Here is a 19,661-nt window from a genome sequence, read left to right as displayed (position 1 = left end):
GGATTCCGGGCTTATTTACTTCGATAAGATTTCCAGATTCGATCAATCTCAACCATATCGTCCCCATCAGGAGCTTTCTCTCCGTAACGAATGGTATTATACGTATCTGGCAGTCTCTTGGACAGCTCATCTTCTTCCGGCTTCACACCATTCTGAATAATGGTTTGTGCAGCCTCCAGCGGAGTCTGCGTCGCCTGTATTCCCACGCCTCGGTGAGCAGCCCTGTCCATCCATGTCCGATAGTAATATCGGATACGTTCTGCATCCTGTACTGGTGGCGCTTCTTTCTTCCGAAACCAAGGTTTTCGGATTTTTGCCGGCGCCTCAAGTGTCTCACTGACATCCATATATTCCGTCCGTGGTTCTAGCTTCATTTCACCGGGTTGCAATATTCCCTTGAATCGATCCATAAGTCTGTTTATCGCCTTTTTCCCCAACCTGAGAAGCAGCCACAGGATTGCTCCTGCTACAGCACACATCACTACCCATCCGAGAATGTTCCAAAAGACCGAGGGCTCGGAAGGTGGCTCTCTCCATTCCTGCGGTATATTTAACGGCTGATTGGGGTCGTCCATGGGTAGTCGTGGCTCCTCGCTGGAAATCGGGCCAAACCATCCCCTGATCCATGCGAGCAAACGGTCGCGTAGCGGTCTCAACCACGCAGCCAAACTTGGGAAAGCACCGATGGCGACGATGACAATAAACATCCACATGAACCGCTGATGATTCGCACGCGCAAAATCGCGCAGTACTAATTTTCGCTTGCCGTCATTGAGTATTGCCCGGTCCAGTTGTAGCATATATCGTCCAAGCAGCCAGAAGGCAAAGCTGATCACTCCAGCAATATAGATCCATATCGTGTAGTCTTGCAATGGCTGCATGAATGCAAATTGGCTCGAAGCAACCATAAGCACGATCGCACTGATTATCCCCATAATCTGCAAACGCCATAACAAAACAGAATGAAAGGCTGGCTCAAAGGTCAGGCCTGCATAAGCTGAGATGACTCCGCACAGTGCCAGTGTGATGATATCCGGCAACGGGAGAATAAGAATCATCCCGATAAAGAGTGCGAAGAGAAGGCCTATGACGAGTGCTGTTACTCCACGAATGAATGTACTTTTCTCGCGATAACCCGGAATTTTATACTGAATGAATTGCCCCAACCAACCCGTGAGAACAACCAGGATGAATAATGTGTACGGCAAATGTTCCATTGCGTAGAATGAAGCGAGCGTAAATATCGGAAAAAGGTATATGCCCGCCATCATGACAGCCAACATCGCTATGAGCGCCTTGATCGTTGCTGTATGTCTGTCCCTCATGCACTCACCGCCTTCGTATCGCCCTTCATGTCCTGTACGGGCAGAATCGTCACGCGATGTCCTTGTTCGTGCAGACGTGCAATCTCATGCTCCATAGCGGCAGATACATAGGATGTAATCAACAGATAGCTGCGGATTTGCTGCGCTTCTTCATTCAGACGTACTTCATCATTCAGGAATTGCTCCATCGGCACCATACATTTCAACTCTGTCTCTGCCATAGCCTCCAGCAGCCTCTCCAGATGAGGTGTACCATAATCCGGCTCAATTCGAAGTGCATCCCGACCTCCACCCACATGATAACCATTATGGGCGAAACCTGCAGGTAGCCCTCTTCCGATGGCATCCACTGCAGCCGTGGCGGCGTAACGAAGTGCCCGTTCAATCTTTTCCGGACGAGTAACCACACTCCACATATCTGCTGACTCCTGAATGTTGACTACAATCCAGGATTGCGGATCTGCTGTCCATCCTTGCTTGTAGACTTGTAATTCACCCGTACGTGCGCTCGCCTTCCAGTGAATGCGATTCATGGGGTCGCCTGAACCATAGGGTCGAACTCCCAGAATGAGGAACGGATCTTCGACGATCCATCGTGATACTTCCACTTCCCCCTGCCACACTTGATAGATCGCCGGAAGATCCTCTGTATTCATTAATGAAGGATACACGACCATGGACATGTGCAAAGGAATCGGTTTGGTGGAGCGCCATATGCCAAAGAGATCTCCACCTGTCATACTTGCTGTATTGAGTGGGTAGATCCCACGCTGAGTACATACGAACGGATGCTTGCGTGTAATACGAGTAAAAGGTTTCAGTGTGAAAATGCTCTTATGATTCTGATAAATTTCGCCTTGGCTAATATCCATACCCGAGCCGGAACGAAATACAAACGACACAGGCATCATCGATTCAAGTCTGAGCCACGGAACGGAGACTCGTTTTTCATTTGATATTGTCTCCACCATCTCAAGTTCATCTCCAGCGTAACAACGCAGCTTGCTGAATTGTCTGCTGTACTTGAGCTTTCGTAGTGCAGGTCGTCCGAACCATACACCGTGTATGCCAACGACAATGCCTCCAACAAGGACAAGCCATAATAATGCCATAAGACTAGCGCCCGCTTGTAGCGAGGTTCTCTGTGGGTACTTCTATCTGATTCAGAAGCTCCTGAATGATACGCTCCGCCAAGCCTTCTTGTTGTCTGACCCGGTTACGGAATACAAGTCGGTGGGCCAGCACAGGTTCCGCCAGAACTTTAATATCATCCGGCAAAACAAAGTCTCTGCCATGCAGTGCGGCCCAAGCCTGACTTGCCTTGAGTAATGCCTGAGCCCCTCGTGGACTTACGCCAAGCGAGAGCTCCGGATGTTTCCTTGTCGCTTCGGTTAACTGAATGATATATCGTAGCAAATCTTCATTGATTTGCACTGTTTTATACGTATCCTGTGCCTTCAAAAGTTCTTCACGGCTGATCACCGCCGACAAATCGTCAACAGAGCGACTTGCCACCGTGCGTCTCAGAATTTCTACACTCTCTTCGCTGCTTGGATAGCCCATACGAATCTTCATCATAAAGCGATCCATCTGTGCCTCAGGAAGCGGAAAAGTTCCCTGGTTATCTATGGGATTCTGAGTGGCTATGACGATAAATGGCCGTTCCAGCTGTCGCGTTGAACCATCGATACTGATCTGACGCTCTTCCATGCACTCCAGCAAGCTTGATTGCGTACGCGGCGTAGCCCGGTTAATCTCATCGGCCAGTACAAGATTGGCGAACAATGGGCCAGGTCGGAATTCAAAATCTCCATCTTTTTGATTAAAGAAATGAATACCTGTCAAATCAGATGGAAGCAAGTCCGGTGTAAACTGTATACGCTGGAATGTACAGTCCAATGAAGAGGCTACCGATTTGGCAAGCATCGTTTTTCCGGTACCTGGCACATCCTCCAGCAGGACATGTCCTGACGCTATGATCGCTGTCATGACCAGCTCTATGGTATGCTCTTTCCCCACAATGACTTTTCCCACATGATTCATCAATTGTTGATTCATTTGTTCCATTCCTTGGATATCCATCGCATTCCCATCCTTCCGTTAATGGTGCTTATGTATTCGCATTCATTACTAACTATAACCCTTATTGCCAACAAAAAACAAAGGAATCGGCCATTTGCCGACTCCTTTAATCATCATTATTCTCAAAAAACCAAGGGTAACATAATCTTAAACCGTGTACCTTCGCTTTTTTTGCTATCTACCGAGATGGTACCACCGTGGTTCTTGATAATGCGATAACTCACCGAGAGTCCGAGCCCCGTTCCACTCTCCTTGGTCGTAAAGAATGGATCAAACAGACGCACAAGCGTGTTATGGTCCATCCCATGACCATTATCGGCGATGGAGATCTCCACGAACTTGTTTTCCGTGGAAGTTGATATTCGAATCAGACCGGTATGCTCTTCGCCAACTTCTTCAATAGCATCCATCGCATTTTTCACCATATTCAAAATAACCTGCTTAATCTGTTTGACATCAATGGACACATTCAGCGGGGCATCCCCTTCATCCAGCGTGATCTCGCATCCCTTCATCAACCCCTCGCTCTCTGTCAGCAAGACCACTTCTTTGAGCAAAGAGTCAACGGACATGACCGTCTTCTGTGGTGCTGACGGTTTGGAAGAATTCAAAAATTCGTAGATGATGTCATTCGCTCGATCAATCTCCGTCAGTATGATGCGAGCGTACTCATCTTTGCCAAGTTGCAGTAGATGAGGCCGCAGCAATTGAATAAACCCGCGGATTGCTGTCAACGGATTACGAATTTCATGAGCAATAGATGCTGAAATGCGCCCCAGCATCGCAAGTTTGTCATTTTGATAAGCGGTCTGCTCAATCTGTTTATAATCAGATACATCCTTGACACTAAACAAGAAGTCCCCGTCCATCTGATCGCCGTACGTCACCGTAACCAGCCAATGCCTCCCATATTCATCAATTAACTCATGATAGCGCTTACGGTGGAAGATGGTTTCCCGATAGATACGTAAAATTTTCTTTTTCTTGAATCGGCTCATCTGTGGATGACGCAGCATTTGCATCAGGGTGCAGCCGCTGAGCAAACTTCTGGGAAGCTCCAACAACTTTGCCATCTGAACGTTAATAAACGTCAATACACCGTGACTGTCAAACAACATAATACCGCTATCTAGATGCTCCAGTACATTCTCATACTTGTTGTTATCCAGATGCACAGGCGGGAATCCATCCGTTGGTTGAGGCACTGTATCCTGAAATTCACTAATCATGTCAGGTTCCTCCTTTTCACGTAAATGATAAACTTGCCATTCGGACATCATATCATCACAGAAACAGGAAGGGCCGATTTTATTGTTCATTACCGGTGCCCTTTCGTTGGGGGGCTGAGCCGAAAATATGGATGGCATGTCCGGAACTCAAGCTGGTCTATTCCCGGTAACCAACAGTTGATCCGGAAAATCATATACGTTTGTTCCATTGTGACCTTCTCCTATTCCCAAACACGAACTTTTTTTGCTCCGCCTCTTTTGCAAGTCTGTTTTTATCATAGCCAAGTTTATAGAAGGGAGTCAATCGGAGAAAGTGTCGAATGGAAATTATTTTTAAAAAAACCTCGAATTAGTTTCGAAAGAAAGCACAAAAACGAAGCCGATTCACCCAACAGGTAATTCAGCTTCATTTTTATTATCTTTACTTTATGATATATCCGAGGTCATCTATAGTCCGGTCTTATTATGCTGAATTTTCAGTCTGCGCTGACTCATCACAGCTAATCGACGTTTAAGTTCACTTTCCCACTTCTCGTCTTTTGTTTCTTTTGCGAGCCTGAGCAAATCCAGAGCCATATCAATCTGACGCTGCACAATGACCATGGCATCCTCACTCTCACGGTTTACACAGTTTTCGAAGATAGCATCCTCGTCTTCTGTTACATAATCCTGAAAATCGATCTCGGATGCACCGTCTCCATGCGCATATTCAGCGAGAATTTCATATTCATTTTCCACTTTATAATGCACCTCAACCCGATGACATACCGGGCAAAACAGCAGGGGAACATTATGAACCTGGGTGCGGTAATGCTTCAGCGTGCCCTTCGTTCCAACCATACTTGCCCCACAACAGTAACTCATTTTTGTTCACCCTCCTTATTCGTGCCGGGACTTTTTTGTTAAACATTCAATCCCGTACACTTCCAGCACTTCCGAAAAGGAATAGTTCCATCAGTGTATCACATTCATGTACAGATTATAAATGCAGAGCACCGGAATATTTACCGGGTTTCCATACCCTATTCGCCTTGAAGGCCATCAATTCCTCTTTCAACAGATAAAAAGAAGACTTTCTTCTATTACATCATTAACACGTTTAGCTGCTTGTTCAAACACTTTTGATTAACTTCCGGCAAAAGGGTGCAAAAAGCCCTCAATCCCTAACGGGATGAGGGCTTGAACAATAACCGTTCAAGTTGACTTGGCTTACAGGTTAGTGTCGCCTGGTTTCCAGTTCATTGCACACAATCCGCCGGATTGCAGTGCTTGCAGTACACGAAGTGTTTCTTCAACACTACGGCCTACATCGTTGTGGTTAACCACTTGATATTTCAGTTCGCCTTCTGGATCGATGATGAACAGACCGCGCAATGCTACGCCTTCTTCTTCGATCAGAACGCCGTAATCTTTAGCCACTTGCTTCGTGATATCGGAAGCCAGTGGGAAGTTCAATTGACCCAGACCATTGCTGTCTACAGGTGTGTTGATCCATGCTTTGTGGCTGTGTACGGAGTCTACACTTACGCCAAGGATTTCAGTATCCAAAGCTTTGAATTGCTCAGAAGCAACGCTCAAAGCTGTAATTTCAGTTGGGCACACAAATGTGAAGTCCAAAGGATAAAAGAAGAATACGAGCCATTTGCCACGATAATCGGACAGTTTAACGGAACCAAAATCTTGTCCGTCTCCCGATACTGTTTCCATTGCGAAATCCGGTGCTGGTCTACCTACCAAACGTTCTGCCATAACTAAAAATTCCTCCTTTGGGATTATGTAAGCATCCATACGGATTGCTCATCATCAAGAAAAACGCGAACGCTTTTCCTGTAATTAAAATGATTTGATACTTGATAACAAGTACAAGTAAAATGTTATCATCCGGACTTCCCAAAGTCAAGATTATAAACATTATTTTTTTATAATCATTATAAATAAGGATTTTTCGTGCCAAATTTACAAAGGAACAGCCCTCTGTACATTCCATAATTGGAAACAAAGGGCTGCCATGTTGTTGGTAATATAATTACGCCTGTTTTTGAATAGCAGCGACGATCAAATCGCCCATTTCAGTTGTGCTGATCGCTGTGGTCTTGTCTACAGCAATATCACTCGTGCGGTGTCCTGCGTTCAACACATCAGACACAGCTGCCTCAATGGCATCTGCACCTTCTGTATAACCAAAGGTTGTGCGGAACATCAGCGCCAGCGAGAGAATTGTTGCAATTGGATTGGCCAAGCCTTGACCTGCGATATCCGGTGCAGAACCGTGTACCGGCTCATAGAGTCCGAAGCTGCCCTCTCCCAGTGATGCAGATGCGAGCATACCGATGGAACCCGTCAGCATCGCTGCTTCATCACTCAAGATATCCCCAAACATGTTTTCTGTTACGATGACATCGAAGCTGGATGGACGACGCAACAATTGCATCGCGCAGTTGTCTACAAGCACATGCTCCAGTTCAACATCCGGATAATCCGGTGCTACCCGGTTTACAACTTCGCGCCAGAGACGGGATGTTTCCAATACGTTGGCTTTGTCTACAGAAGCCAGCTTTTTGCGACGTCCTTGCGCAATTTCGAATGCCTGACGAACGATCCGCTCCACTTCTGTAACATTATATGCGCATGTATCTACTGCCTCTTCGCCCTGTGCACTTTCACGTCTGAACTTCTCTCCGAAGTAGATACCACCTGTCAGCTCACGTACCACCATCAGATCTGTACCTTCAAGGACTTCAGGCTTCAAAGTTGAAGCATCCTTCAGGCAATCAAATACGACAGCTGGACGAAGGTTGGAGAACAATCCGAGTGCTTTACGAATACCCAGCAGGCCCGTTTCCGGACGAAGCTCCTTGCTGTTGTTATCCCATTTTGGACCGCCAACCGCTCCAAGCAGGACCGCATCTGCACTTTTACATACCGTCAGCGTTTCTTCAGGAAGAGGTGTACCCTTCTCATCGATCGCGATTCCGCCGAACAGCGCATGCTCTGTCTCAAAACGATAACCGAATACTTCCTCCGTACGTTTAAGAACTTTCTCAGCCTCCGCTACGACTTCAGGACCGATTCCGTCACCTGCAATAACTGCAATTTTTTTCACGTCTGCCATGGGTTGTCCACTCCTTATATTTCATTCATTATTTATTCATAAAGTAACGTCTCATATTAACTCTCTCTTTTGTATCATATTCCAAGGTCATTTGACCAAGATATACAATCTATGACATTAATAGATTTTACCTATAAGCTAATAGAGATTAGCCTGCACAAGTTGTTCCTGACCCTCCCGGTGGGGTAAAATATAGCTGAATTCAAATCAGGTACGCAGGAGGGATAAGTAACATGCAATATTCGTATTTGGGTAAATCAGGCCTCAAGGTCAGCCGAATCTGTCTCGGTACCATGAATTTCGGGCCTGCTACAGATGAGAAAGAGGCTTTCCGCATTATGGACGCAGCACTCGATGCAGGCGTGAACTTTTTTGATACCGCTAACATCTACGGCTGGGGTGAGAATTCCGGTCTTACCGAAGAAATTATCGGACGCTGGTTCAATCAGGGCGGTGGCAGACGTGAAAAAGTAGTTCTGGCCACCAAAGTCTATGGCTCCATGCATGATGATACAGACGGCCCCAACAACGAAGCCGGCCTCTCTGCATACAAAATCAGACGTCATCTCGAAGGTTCCCTCCGCCGCTTGCAGACGGATCATATCGAGCTGTACCAGATGCACCATGTGGACCCTGCCATATCGTGGAACGAGCTGTGGGGCGCATTCGAGAATGCCGTTCACCAGGGTAAAATCGGTTATGTAGGGTCAAGCAACTTTGCTGCATGGCAGATTGCAATTGCACAAAGCGAAGCCAAGAATCGCCATTTCCTCGGCCTGGTTTCCGAACAACATAAATATAGTCTGAACTGTCGTTTACCTGAACTGGAAGTGCTGCCTGCTGCCAAAGAACTGGGCCTAGGTGTCATTCCATGGAGTCCATTGGATGGTGGGTTACTGGGACGTAATGCGCTTCAGAAGCTGGAAGGAACACGCAGCGGAGGCATCGCTGGGCGGATCGAGCAACAGCAAACTCAACTCGAAGACTTTGCGGCACTCTGTCGTGATCTCGGTGAACCACAGGATACGGTGGCTTTGGCCTGGGTTGCTGCCAACCCGGCAGTAACTGCCCCGATTATCGGACCGCGTACACTGGAGCAGTTTGAAACCGCACTCAAATGTCTTGATGTGACGTTGGATGAAGCTGTGCTCAAACGTCTGGATGAGATTTTCCCGGGTCCAGGTGGACATGCACCTAATGCTTATGCGTGGTAAAAGCTTGATAGCGTAAGCCAATTCGAGAGTTAAGCGTGCAACTTGCACTGTGTTTTACTGTCATAATCACATAAATAAAAGGCAAAAGAGTCTGACCCTCACAAGAGAGTCAGACTCTTTACGTACCTCACTGAACGGAGCAATGAAAGCCAAACGAACTTCTATATCAATTCAGATAAAGACAGATCATTCTAATGACTTAAATAAGTTCCTTGAGCTCCAACTCCTAGTTTAATTAAGAGTTCGTGCTTACTGCACGGAGACCTACAGATTCACATTTACACGATTCGTGTATGTTTTGCGTTTCTCAATCAATTGATTCAGACCGTCCACATAGGCACGTGCACTTGCACCCAGTATATCCGTGCTTACGCCACGTCCTTGTACCGAAACCTGATTTTGAGTCAGCACAACATGTACCTCACCCAATGCATCCTTACCATGCGTTACCGATTTGATGGAATAGTCAGACAACGTTACCTCTTCCCCACTCACCTGGTCAATCGCATTGTAGATTGCATCTACCGATCCATTACCCTCTGCTTGCTTCTCAACCGTATCCCCGTCAAGCGTCGCAATGCGGACTTTGGCTGTTGGTACCGATTCATCCCCGTACGTAACAAAGATCGATTCCAGTTTATACACCTCAGGTGCATCCTGCAATTTCTCTTCAATGACCGCGAGCAGATCTTCATCAGTCACTTCTTTCTTCTTATCAGCCAGATCTTTGAACTGGGCAAAAGCACGATTTAACGCTTCTTCTTCCAGCTCATATCCCAGATCAATCAAACGCTCACGGAAGGCATGACGACCGGAATGTTTACCCAATACGAGCTTACTTTCCTTCAAACCGATGGACTCTGGAGTCATGATTTCGTACGTTGTTTTTTCCTTCAGCATACCATCTTGGTGAATTCCGGACTCATGTGCAAATGCGTTCGCTCCAACAATGGCTTTGTTGCCGGGCACAACCATACCTGTCAAACGGCTAACCAAACGACTGGTCCGTGCAATCTCAGACAACTGCAGCGATGTCTTCGCCTGGAAAAATTCCTGACGCGTCTCCAGCGCCATAGCAATCTCCTCGATCGCCGTGTTGCCTGCACGTTCACCGATGCCATTGATCGTTCCTTCGATCTGATCGGCTCCGTTCAGAATGGCTGCAAGTGTATTGGCTGTCGCCATACCCAGGTCATTATGACAGTGGGCACTTAGCTGTACCTTCTCAATACCGTGAACATTCTCCTTGAGATGTTTGAAAATGTTTCCGTATTCATATGGGCTCAGGTAGCCGACTGTATCCGGTATATTCACGACGGACGCACCCTCTTCGACAGCCATATTCACCATTTCCACAAGGAAATCATACTCCGTACGACCTGCATCCTCCAGCGAGAATTCAATCTTTGAAAATGTTTTCTTCGCATAACGAATCGCGGAACGAGCCGTATCCAGGACTTGCCCTTTATCCATACGCAATTTATGTTGGCGGTGAATAGGCGAAGTTGCCAGGAAAACGTGAATGCATGGGTCCTGTGCACCTTTAAGTGCTTCCTTAACCGCATCAATGTCTTGCTCTCTGGAACGGGACAAGCCAATTACGGTCACATTTTTGACCGCTTTTGCTACTGCATTGACAGCGGCCAGGTCACCTGGAGATGCCGCCGGGAAACCAGCTTCCATCCGGTCAATGCCAAGCCGCTCGAGCTGATGGGCAATTTCCACCTTTTCACGAGTGTTCAGATTGACTCCCGGGGATTGCTCTCCATCACGCAGTGTTGTGTCAAATACATAGATTTTACGCACGCTTCGCACCTCCTGTACTTGTAATATTATGTTTCTCTGAACCAGCAATAGCGGCTCACGCATAAGCACGGCCGCTATTCCCAGTTAAAGCTCTAAGTTTACTTGAATACCTTATAAGTGCATGTTCTGAAAGTTAATGCTTACTTCTTGATCCAGTGCATCATCTCACGCAATTGTCCGCCAACCACTTCGATTGGGTGTTCAGCTTCGTTACGACGAGTTGCTGTCAAGAATGCACGTCCGGATTGGTTCTCCAGAATGAAGTCGCGTGCGAATTTACCTTGTTGGATATCCGTCAGGACTTCTTTCATTGCTTTCTTCGTATCTTCAGTTACAACGCGAGGTCCAGTTACATAGTCACCGTACTCAGCTGTGTTACTGATGGAATCACGCATACTTGCAAGTCCGCCTTCATACATCATGTCAACGATCAGCTTCAGTTCGTGCAGACATTCGAAGTATGCCATTTCAGGAGCGTAACCTGCTTCTGTCAATGTTTCGAATCCAGCTTTTACCAAAGCACTTACACCACCACACAGAACAGCTTGCTCTCCGAACAGATCTGTTTCTGTTTCTTCACGGAAGGAAGTTTCGATAACCCCTGCGCGAGTACAACCGATACCTTTTGCATAAGCCAAACCGATTTCTTTCGCTTTACCTGTTGCATCTTGCTCGATTGCGATCAGGCCCGGTACACCAAAACCTTCTACATAAGTACGACGTACCATGTGACCAGGGGATTTAGGAGCTACCAGCAATACATCGCTGTTTTTTGGAGCAACGATTTGACCGAAATGAACGTTGAAACCGTGTGAGAAGAGCAATGCAGCGCCTTCTTTCAGGTTTGGTTCGATTTCGTTTTTGTATACAGAAGCTTGAGTTTCGTCAGGGAGCAAGATTTGAACTACATCTGCGCGGCTTGTTGCTTCAGCCGGGGACAGAACTTCAAATCCGTCATTTTTTGCAGTGTCGAAGGATTTACCTTCACGAAGTCCGATGACTACGTTCAATCCGCTATCACGAAGGTTTTGAGCTTGGGCGTGGCCCTGGCTACCATAACCGATTACCGCGATCGTTTTTCCTTTCAATACGTTAAGCTCTGCGTCCTGTTCATAATAAGTAGTTACTGGCATGTTTATTAGTCCTCCTTTGTATTGTAAAGAACCCTTCATTAATGAGCGGGTGTCTCAAGGGACCGGCTCGCTTAAAGTATTGAAAGCGTCTCTGGTCTGATCCGATCCGTTCAGACACCCGCCCATTAATGCGGGAGTGTGGCTATCTTTTCAAGCGTTACATCACTAAAATGTTACCTTATAACTGTTAAGGGACTGACACTCTCACATAAGATCAACTGTATATGTTAGCTAACCGTCGTCCCCTCTTCATTCATTATAGCCTTATACGTTGCCGCGTACCAATGCAGTTATGCCTGTACGGGACAATTCGCGAATGCCGTATGGCTTGAGCAATTCAATCATCGCATCAATTTTGTCCGTATCTCCGACCACCTGCACAATCAGGCTGCCTGGACCAACATCTACAACGGATGCGCGGAAAGTTTCCACCACACCCAGAATTTCAGGACGCTCGGAAGGCTCTGCTTTCACTTTGATCAGCGCGAGTTCACGGGCTACCATCGGTTTCAGGCTGAAATCAACCACTTTAATGACATCGATGATTTTGTACAATTGTTTCTCAATCTGCTCCAGTGTTTTATCGTCACCAATGGTGACAATAACCATCCGGGAGAGTCCGGGTTCTTCCGATTGACCCACTGTAATACTTTCAATGTTAAATCCGCGTCGACCGAACAACCCTGATACCCGCTGAAGGACGCCTGGCTGATCGTTAACCAATATTGAAATCGTATGTCTAATCATTCCTCAGCATCCCCCATCAGCATTTGATCAATTGTTGCTCCCTGTGGAACCATTGGATACACATTTTCTTCCTTGCGTACCACGAATTCTACAACGACTGGTCCTGGTGTATCCAGAGCTTCCTGCCAAGCCCGCTCCGCTTCTTCTTTATTCGTTGCACGCAATCCTTTCACGCCATATGCTTCAGCCAGTTTTACAAAATCCGGACTTCCTGCCAGATCAATGTGGCTGTAACGGTTCTCATAGATGAGTTCCTGCCATTGGCGAACCATTCCAAGTACCTGATTGTTAATGATAACAATTTTTACCGGTATATTGTTAATGGCACAGATCGCTAGTTCTTGGGAACACATCTGCATTCCGCCATCACCGTTAATGGAGATAACGAGTCTGTCCGGATTGGCCATCTGAGCACCAATTGCAGAAGGGAATCCAAAGCCCATCGTTCCGAGACCACCCGAAGTTACCCATGAACGTGGTTGATTAAACTTATAATATTGTGCTGCCCACATCTGATGTTGTCCCACATCCGTCGTCACAATCGCTTCACCTTTGGTTGTATCATTCAGCATTTCTACAACCCACTGAGGTTTCAGCACTTCGTCTGAATCCGTATAGCTGTAAGGCTTCTCTTGTTTCCACTGTTTGATCTGGTCTCTCCATGCATCTGCACGCTCTGCACGCTTAACTTCTTTGTTTGCAATTTCCAGTACCGTTTTCACATCACCAACAATTGGAATATCCGTTGCGATGTTTTTACCAATCTCAGCCGGATCAATATCGATATGAACGATCTTGGCATGTGGAGCGAATCCATCCAGCTTGCCTGTTACCCGATCATCGAATCGTGCGCCGATGTTAATCAGCAGATCCGCTTTTTGAATGGCTTGATTGGAAGTGTACGTTCCGTGCATACCTGGCATACCCGTCCATAATTCATGACCACTCGGGAATGCGCCAAGACCAAGAAGTGTAGTTGTAATTGGAATGCCTGTCTTCTCAACAAACTCGAACAGTTCTTCATGTCCACCCGAGTATACCACACCGCCACCGGCCAGAATCATTGGACGTTCTGCTTCCTGAATGGCCTGAGCCAAACGGTCAACCTGCAGTTTGTTCGGTACTGTCCGTGGATTGTACCCTCTCAATATAACAGGTTCAGTTGTCGGTTCAAACAATGTTTTGTTGGCTGATACATCTTTTGGGATGTCGATCAGTACAGGACCTTTACGACCGGTATTGGCAATATGGAATGCCTCATGAATTACACTGGACAGGTCTTTTACATCCTTCACCAAGTAACTGTGTTTGGTAATTGGCATTGTAATCCCGGTAATGTCCGCTTCCTGGAAAGCATCTGAACCGATTAGGCTCGAGATTACGTTCCCCGTAATGACTACGAGTGGTACTGAATCCATATATGCTGTTGCAATACCGGTAACCAGATTCGTTGCTCCTGGTCCGGAGGTAGCAATACATACACCCACTTTTCCGCTTGCCCGTGCATATCCGTCAGCCGCGTGAATTGCACCTTGTTCGTGACGGGTTAAGACGTGCTTAAAGTCCTCGAAACCATACATTGCATCGTAAATGTACAACACTGCACCGCCCGGGTAACCAAATACACAATCTACACCTTCAAGCAACAAGCTTCTCAGCAGAATTTCTGATCCGCTAATGACCTCCGGCTTCATCCATTTTTCGCGTAATTCATCTGTTGACCGTACTTCTGGAATTTGAGCTCCCATCAGTCATCCTCCTCTCGGAATTTACATCATTCTGACATTTAAAGTTACAAAAAAAACCTTCCATCCCTGCAAACAAGTTCATGCTTGCGAGGGACGAAAGGTTATCGCTTCCGTGGTACCACCCAACTTTGTCCGAAATTTCGCAATAACGGACCTTACCAGGTACAACAAAACGATAGCTCAAACGAACATAGTCGTTTCCCATACCTGTTGTCTGTAACGCAGACATACGATTTCCCCTAATACGCGAAAGGAGTGACATCCAGTGCTTTTCAGGAAAACAGCTCCGAGGTGAGCTCGTATATAAGGGGTTATGGTGGTGGTTTCAGCAATTCCAGCCACTCTCTGAGCAAAAGAGCCCTTAAAACTTCGTCCTCTTCATAGCCGATGAAATATTCTCGTTAAATGTTAGGAACATTATATGATTCCTCCAACCGATAAGTCAATACCTGTTTTGCATAAAAATTCAGAGAACCTTCCTTCCTCCCTGTTCAGCCTATAAGGTTGCCCTACTCCCCGCACTTCATTCAGTCACCTTTTATCTTGCTTCGGGCATAGAATATACGAGCAGCACGACTGGTCCTGAAAGGAGACTCCGCATGGTGATTCGGCAACGCACATCCAAGCTGGATGATGGCGCCATCATGAAGCTGATTGACACTCAACTTGTTCCTCTATCTCATATGAGTGAAAAAGAAATTAATAAAATCCGCAAAGAAATACCCCTGCGAATGAACAGGGGCATGACCTTTGTTGTCTCGCCAGAGCCAGACAAAGCTGCTGTTGCATTCATCCATTTTCTCATGCATGGTGAACTGCTCTATGTCGATATGATGGCCGTTAGTCCGAAAGAGCAACGCAAACGTTACGGGCAGACTTTGTTGCTCAAAGCAGAGAGCTTTGCGGCATCTCGGGGTTGTAAAAGATCGAAAGTCATGGTGGATGAAGGCAATACCAAAGGGCTTCAGTTTTATCAAAAAAATGGATATAGTGCGATTCGATACATTATGATAAGCCGCTGCTACGAAATGGAAAAAACATTATAGAATGACCTAGAAAAATCCTGGTGGACGTGGCCCCGGGCCATATGGGCCGAAACCAGGGCCAGGGCCATAACCGCCACCAGGTCCTCCAGGTCCATATCCCGGTCCGTAACCTGGACCATATCCAGGGCCTGGTTTCGGTCCAGATCCATATCCGGGACCGAAGCCGGGGCCAGGGCCATAAGCGTAAGGCAGTGTGGCAATAGCGAGCAGATCAAACAACACCAGTGGCAGAATCGCTTTTGTACGTACTTTTTTGCCATTCAGACGCTTCAGTACCAGTTTGTTGCCCGATACTTTCAACAGCTTTCCCGTAACCCGAGTGCCGTCTTTTTTGATTGCCACAATATTTTTGCCTATTAATTTCATCGCTTCATCACGCGTAACTTGTTGTTTCATACTTTCCCCTCCTCCTCGGATCGTTCAAAACAGTGTATTCGTCCATGACCGAATTCGCCTGTTTCTTTGTCCCTACCTGAAAATATGGGTATCTGAACGAGAACCAGGGAGAGTATGCAAAAATGGATGAGCATTCAAGAAAACAAAAAAGGCCCGCACAAGGCGGACCCTTTTAAAACAAAGCATTGGATAGCTAACTTGATATGCTGAAGATTGTTACCTTTTACCCGGATCGTACGCTTCACCGAGAGCAGACGGAGCCGAAGAACGACCAACCGCTGCAACGAGAACGATAATGGTAAGCAGGTAAGGCAGCATATAAATAATTTCCTGGGGAATACTCTGTGACCATTCGAACAACTGTACATAGTTCCGGATCGCTTGAGAGAATCCGAAGAACACAGCCGCACCAAAGGCACCAATAGGATTCCACTTACCAAAGATCATAGCTGCAATGGCAATATAACCTTGGCCGGAAACCGTATTGTGTGAGAATGTACCTGTAGTCGTCAATGTAATCGCAGCTCCACCAATGGCCGCAAGCGCACCACTGATCATAACGGCAACATAGCGATAACGACGCACCTTAATACCGACCGTATCTGCCGCACTTGGATGTTCACCTACAGAACGCAGGCGCAGACCAAATGGCGTTTTGAACATTATGTAATACGTCAGGAATACGAACAGAATGGCCAGATATGTCGTTGGATATACATTCTTGAAGAAGGCTTCTCCAAGCAAAGGAATGTCTTTCAAGAACGGCACATCAAACTTGCTGAACCCTGAAACCAACGGTGAATCACCAGAACCTTCAAACAACAGTTTAACCAGGTACAACGTACTTCCTGCTGCCAAAAAGTTAATGACGATACCACTGATAATCTGGTCTGCCTTAAATGTAATAGACGCAACGGCATGAATCAGCGACACGAGTACGCCTAATACAATCGCAAGCAAAATACCCATCCAGGCCGATGTGGTTCCACCCATGCCCGCTTCTTGAGCATAATGCGCCCCGATTCCAGCTGCAAAGGCACCAAAGACCATAAAGCCTTCAAGTCCAAGGTTTGTTACACCTGATTTTTCCGAAAAAATTCCGCCGAGGGATGCAAAAATCAATGCCGTAGCAAAGACAAGCGTCGTATTGATAATTTGCCCAATTGTCAACAAGTCCATCTACAACACCTTCTCTTTCTTGCGCTTCGAATAGAACGGTTTAAGTATCCAGCGCACGATGCCCTGTGCCGCAATGAAGAAGATAATCGAACCGATCACAATCCGAATAATCTCAGGCGGAACATCCGCAGCAAAACTCATACCTGCAGATCCGTACGTGAGGGTACCGAACAGCACTGCCCCCAATAACACCCCAAACGGATGATTCAAACCAATCAGGGCAACCGCAATTCCGTCAAAACCTGTTCCCGGCGAACCCGACATGACAGTCTGGTACTGGAACACCCCGAGCACCTGGAATGCACCACCAAGACCTGCAAGCATACCACTGATGAACATCGCTTTTACGATATTCCGGTTAACATGCATACCTGCATATTCAGCCGCATTAGGGTTGTAGCCTACAGCGCGGATTTCATAACCCTGTTTTGTTTTCCACATATAGATATAAAAGAGCACAGCCATCACAATGGCAATCAACGTCCCCATGTGTACACGGGAGTTGCCCATCAGTTCAGAGAGCCATGTCAAACTAATCGAAGCCGATTCACTGATATCCACGGAACGATTCTCGCCTTTTAACAGCAAGAATTGGCGAACGATAAGGTTAGCCAGATACAGACCAATCCAGTTCAACATGATACTGCTGATAACTTCATTGACCCCACGTGCCGCTTTCAGATAACCAGCAATCGCGGCCCAAAGACCACCAAACAATGCACCGGCAATCAAAGCCAGTGGCGCATGGAGGTAGATCGGCAAACCCGCAAACTTAACACCAACAAATGTTGCAGCTGTCATACCGACGAGAAATTGTCCTTCTCCCCCGATGTTGAACAGCCCTGCACGTGATGCAAATGCAAATGCAAGTCCAGTCATGATCAGTGGCGTCATTTCACGTACCGCTTCACCAAAGTTGTACATGTCTCCAAATACCTTGGTGAACAATGCGCCATAAGCTTCAACCGGATTGTAACCACCAATCAGCATGACAACCCCACCGAGAATCAGACCCATAACAATGGCGACGACAGGCAAAATAAATGAATCTCGGGTAAACCATTTCAATACGTTATTCATGCGCAGTACCTCTCTTTTGGGTGCTGCCCGCCATCATCAAGCCGAGCTCCCTGTCATTGGTTTCTTCCGGCAGCACCTCGCCAACGATCTGGCCTTCATAGATAACAGCAATTCGGTCAGATACATTGATAATCTCATCAAGCTCAAATGAAATCAGCAGAACAGCCTTACCTTGATCGCGTTGTGCTATCAGTTGCTTTTGCACGAACTCAATCGCCCCTACGTCCAGACCACGTGTTGGTTGGGCAGCAATAAGCAATTCAGGGTTTTTATCCACCTCACGGGCGATAATGGCCTTCTGCTGGTTTCCTCCGGACAAGGAGCGAGCTTTGGTCTCGATGCTTGGTGTACGCACGTCAAATGCCTCCACAAGCCGCTTCGCCTGCTTTTTGATCGCATCGAAGTTAAGGAACCCTTTACGGGTGTATGGTGCTTTATAATACGATTCCAGAACAATATTTTCACTCACTGAAAAATCAAGGACAAGTCCATGTTTGTGTCGATCTTCCGGGATATGGGCTACGCCCGATTCCGAAATATGGCGCGGAGAATGATTGGACAGCTCCTTGCCTTCCAAACGAATCGAACCGCTCTCGACTTTACGAAGTCCGGTAAGAGCTTCAATGAGTTCACTTTGACCGTTACCATCCACGCCTGCGATTCCGACAATCTCTCCTGCACGCACATTCAGGTTAAGTTGGTTTAGAACCGAAATACCTTCTTTATTCTTCGCAGTCAATTTACTAACTTCAAGCACATTGGCTCCAGGTGTAGCCGGTTTTTTGTCCACTTTGAATGTGACATTCCGGCCTACCATTTTCTCTGCCAGTTCATTCGGATTGGTTTCCGATGTTTTGACCGAATCAATGACTTTACCCCGACGGATAATCGTTACCGTGTCGGAGATCTCCATGATCTCTTTCAGTTTGTGCGTGATCAAAATAATCGACTTGCCTTCTGCTACGAGCTTCTTCATGATGATCATCAATTCTTTGATCTCTTGAGGAGTCAATACGGCTGTAGGCTCGTCAAAAATTAGAATGTCTGCACCGCGATACAAGGTTTTAACGATCTCCACACGTTGCTGCATTCCGACAGAGATATCATGAATCTTGGCATGCGGATTCACCTTGAGTCCATACTGTTCGGACAGACGCTGCACTTCAGCGGCTGCTTTTTTATAGTTAATATTGAGACCCTTCGTTGGTTCAGATCCCAAAATAATGTTCTCTGTTACCGTGAACGGCTGTACAAGCTTAAAGTGCTGATGCACCATGCCGATGCCAAGATCGATCGCGCGGTTAGGGCTGTCGATGATGACAGGCTTGCCATTCACTTCAATGGAACCTTCATCCGGCTGATAGAGACCAAAAACAATATTCATCAACGTTGACTTACCAGCGCCGTTTTCGCCCAGTAGCGCATGAATCTCGCCTTTACGAAGCTGAAGGCTGATGGCGTCGTTGGCAACAATGCCTGGGAAACGCTTCGTTATTTGTTTTAACTCAACGACGGGGGTTGCTGCACCCATGTAATCACCCTTATAACTGATATAGTGTGGTTC

The 19,661-nt window shown here is 46.8% G+C and carries 17 protein-coding genes; 2 read left to right on the top strand and 15 right to left on the bottom strand.

Going from position 1 to position 19,661, the window contains the following annotated elements:
- Positions 1 to 11: 11 nt before the first annotated feature.
- The 7 genes from WFI24_RS10795 to leuB all read right to left on the bottom strand — a co-directional run bounded on the left by WFI24_RS10795 (position 12) and on the right by leuB (position 7,748).
- Positions 12 to 1,325, bottom strand: a complete 1,314-nt coding sequence (locus WFI24_RS10795; RefSeq protein WP_336760638.1) for a DUF4129 domain-containing protein — start codon at positions 1,323 to 1,325, stop codon at positions 12 to 14.
- Positions 1,322 to 2,437: a DUF58 domain-containing protein gene (locus tag WFI24_RS10790; RefSeq protein ID WP_336760636.1), complete on the bottom strand. Its 1,116-nt coding sequence runs from the start codon at positions 2,435 to 2,437 to the stop codon at positions 1,322 to 1,324. Before WFI24_RS10790 ends, WFI24_RS10795 begins: the two co-directional genes overlap by 4 nt.
- Before the next feature lie 4 nt (positions 2,438 to 2,441).
- On the bottom strand, positions 2,442 to 3,407 hold the full coding sequence (locus WFI24_RS10785; RefSeq protein ID WP_336760634.1) for an AAA family ATPase: 966 nt from the start codon (positions 3,405 to 3,407) through the stop codon (positions 2,442 to 2,444).
- A 122-nt stretch (positions 3,408 to 3,529) separates the two neighbouring features.
- Positions 3,530 to 4,636 carry an ATP-binding protein gene (locus tag WFI24_RS10780; RefSeq protein ID WP_336760633.1) on the bottom strand — a complete coding sequence of 369 codons (1,107 nt, stop codon included), beginning with the start codon at positions 4,634 to 4,636 and terminating at the stop codon, positions 3,530 to 3,532.
- Between the two features lie 447 nt (positions 4,637 to 5,083).
- Positions 5,084 to 5,500 (bottom strand): hypothetical protein, encoded by a 417-nt coding sequence (locus tag WFI24_RS10775; protein ID WP_017689649.1) that lies wholly within the window; start codon positions 5,498 to 5,500, stop codon positions 5,084 to 5,086.
- A gap of 345 nt (positions 5,501 to 5,845) precedes the next feature.
- The gene (locus WFI24_RS10770; RefSeq protein WP_036610146.1) at positions 5,846 to 6,385 is read right to left on the bottom strand and encodes a peroxiredoxin; all 540 of its coding nucleotides are present in this window, start codon (positions 6,383 to 6,385) and stop codon (positions 5,846 to 5,848) included.
- 277 nt (positions 6,386 to 6,662) lie between these two features.
- A complete protein-coding gene (gene leuB, locus WFI24_RS10765; RefSeq protein WP_336760627.1) occupies positions 6,663 to 7,748 on the bottom strand; it encodes a 3-isopropylmalate dehydrogenase in 1,086 nt (361 codons plus the stop codon).
- 233 nt (positions 7,749 to 7,981) lie between these two features.
- Here leuB and WFI24_RS10760 point away from each other — a divergent pair, with 233 nt between their 5' ends.
- On the top strand, positions 7,982 to 8,962 hold the full coding sequence (locus WFI24_RS10760; RefSeq protein ID WP_133384119.1) for an aldo/keto reductase: 981 nt from the start codon (positions 7,982 to 7,984) through the stop codon (positions 8,960 to 8,962).
- A 264-nt stretch (positions 8,963 to 9,226) separates the two neighbouring features.
- Here the strand turns inward: WFI24_RS10760 and WFI24_RS10755 are convergent, their stop codons facing one another.
- The 4 genes from WFI24_RS10755 to ilvB all read right to left on the bottom strand — a co-directional run bounded on the left by WFI24_RS10755 (position 9,227) and on the right by ilvB (position 14,396).
- Entirely contained in the window at positions 9,227 to 10,768 is a 1,542-nt protein-coding gene (locus tag WFI24_RS10755; RefSeq protein ID WP_145319856.1) for a 2-isopropylmalate synthase, read from the bottom strand.
- 140 nt (positions 10,769 to 10,908) lie between these two features.
- The gene (gene ilvC, locus WFI24_RS10750; RefSeq protein ID WP_062833429.1) at positions 10,909 to 11,901 is read right to left on the bottom strand and encodes a ketol-acid reductoisomerase; all 993 of its coding nucleotides are present in this window, start codon (positions 11,899 to 11,901) and stop codon (positions 10,909 to 10,911) included.
- Between the two features lie 264 nt (positions 11,902 to 12,165).
- On the bottom strand, positions 12,166 to 12,648 hold the full coding sequence (ilvN, locus tag WFI24_RS10745; protein ID WP_024628317.1) for an acetolactate synthase small subunit: 483 nt from the start codon (positions 12,646 to 12,648) through the stop codon (positions 12,166 to 12,168).
- A complete protein-coding gene (ilvB, locus tag WFI24_RS10740) occupies positions 12,645 to 14,396 on the bottom strand; it encodes a biosynthetic-type acetolactate synthase large subunit (protein WP_336760619.1) in 1,752 nt (583 codons plus the stop codon). The genes ilvN and ilvB overlap by 4 nt, the downstream gene beginning before the upstream one ends.
- A 602-nt stretch (positions 14,397 to 14,998) precedes the next feature.
- Here ilvB and WFI24_RS10735 point away from each other — a divergent pair.
- Positions 14,999 to 15,442 carry a GNAT family N-acetyltransferase gene (locus WFI24_RS10735; protein WP_397351990.1) on the top strand — a complete coding sequence of 148 codons (444 nt, stop codon included), beginning with the start codon at positions 14,999 to 15,001 and terminating at the stop codon, positions 15,440 to 15,442.
- A 6-nt stretch (positions 15,443 to 15,448) separates the two neighbouring features.
- On the opposite strand, the gene WFI24_RS10730 is transcribed toward WFI24_RS10735, so the two are convergent.
- From WFI24_RS10730 to WFI24_RS10715, 4 genes are all read right to left on the bottom strand, one after another.
- A complete protein-coding gene (locus tag WFI24_RS10730) occupies positions 15,449 to 15,838 on the bottom strand; it encodes a hypothetical protein (protein ID WP_336760615.1) in 390 nt (129 codons plus the stop codon).
- A 216-nt stretch (positions 15,839 to 16,054) separates the two neighbouring features.
- Entirely contained in the window at positions 16,055 to 17,017 is a 963-nt protein-coding gene (locus tag WFI24_RS10725) for an ABC transporter permease (RefSeq protein ID WP_145319860.1), read from the bottom strand.
- A complete protein-coding gene (locus WFI24_RS10720) occupies positions 17,018 to 18,097 on the bottom strand; it encodes an ABC transporter permease (RefSeq protein WP_145319862.1) in 1,080 nt (359 codons plus the stop codon). It lies immediately after the preceding gene.
- Entirely contained in the window at positions 18,090 to 19,628 is a 1,539-nt protein-coding gene (locus WFI24_RS10715) for an ABC transporter ATP-binding protein (protein WP_336760611.1), read from the bottom strand. The genes WFI24_RS10720 and WFI24_RS10715 overlap by 8 nt, the downstream gene beginning before the upstream one ends.
- Between the last annotated feature and the right edge of the window lie 33 nt (positions 19,629 to 19,661).

The organism is Paenibacillus sp. USHLN196, from assembly GCF_037144955.1.
Lineage (GTDB): Bacteria > Bacillota > Bacilli > Paenibacillales > Paenibacillaceae > Paenibacillus > Paenibacillus xylanexedens_C.
This window is presented reverse-complemented; position numbering and strand designations above follow the sequence as displayed.

What these genes read in the sequence shown, in the direction of transcription:
- WFI24_RS10795 (WP_336760638.1), bottom strand. Translation starts at nt 1,325, where the DNA reads ATGAGGGACAGACATACAGCAACGATCAAGGCGCTCATAGCGATGTTG.
- WFI24_RS10790 (WP_336760636.1), bottom strand. Translation starts at nt 2,437, where the DNA reads ATGGCATTATTATGGCTTGTCCTTGTTGGAGGCATTGTCGTTGGCATA.
- WFI24_RS10785 (WP_336760634.1), bottom strand. Translation starts at nt 3,407, where the DNA reads ATGGATATCCAAGGAATGGAACAAATGAATCAACAATTGATGAATCAT.
- WFI24_RS10780 (WP_336760633.1), bottom strand. Translation starts at nt 4,636, where the DNA reads ATGATTAGTGAATTTCAGGATACAGTGCCTCAACCAACGGATGGATTC.
- WFI24_RS10775 (WP_017689649.1), bottom strand. Translation starts at nt 5,500, where the DNA reads ATGAGTTACTGTTGTGGGGCAAGTATGGTTGGAACGAAGGGCACGCTG.
- WFI24_RS10770 (WP_036610146.1), bottom strand. Translation starts at nt 6,385, where the DNA reads ATGGCAGAACGTTTGGTAGGTAGACCAGCACCGGATTTCGCAATGGAA.
- leuB (WP_336760627.1), bottom strand. Translation starts at nt 7,748, where the DNA reads ATGGCAGACGTGAAAAAAATTGCAGTTATTGCAGGTGACGGAATCGGT.
- WFI24_RS10760 (WP_133384119.1), top strand. Translation starts at nt 7,982, where the DNA reads ATGCAATATTCGTATTTGGGTAAATCAGGCCTCAAGGTCAGCCGAATC.
- ilvC (WP_062833429.1), bottom strand. Translation starts at nt 11,901, where the DNA reads ATGCCAGTAACTACTTATTATGAACAGGACGCAGAGCTTAACGTATTG.
- ilvN (WP_024628317.1), bottom strand. Translation starts at nt 12,648, where the DNA reads ATGATTAGACATACGATTTCAATATTGGTTAACGATCAGCCAGGCGTC.
- ilvB (WP_336760619.1), bottom strand. Translation starts at nt 14,396, where the DNA reads ATGGGAGCTCAAATTCCAGAAGTACGGTCAACAGATGAATTACGCGAA.
- WFI24_RS10730 (WP_336760615.1), bottom strand. Translation starts at nt 15,838, where the DNA reads ATGAAACAACAAGTTACGCGTGATGAAGCGATGAAATTAATAGGCAAA.
- WFI24_RS10725 (WP_145319860.1), bottom strand. Translation starts at nt 17,017, where the DNA reads ATGGACTTGTTGACAATTGGGCAAATTATCAATACGACGCTTGTCTTT.
- WFI24_RS10720 (WP_145319862.1), bottom strand. Translation starts at nt 18,097, where the DNA reads ATGAATAACGTATTGAAATGGTTTACCCGAGATTCATTTATTTTGCCT.
- WFI24_RS10715 (WP_336760611.1), bottom strand. Translation starts at nt 19,628, where the DNA reads ATGGGTGCAGCAACCCCCGTCGTTGAGTTAAAACAAATAACGAAGCGT.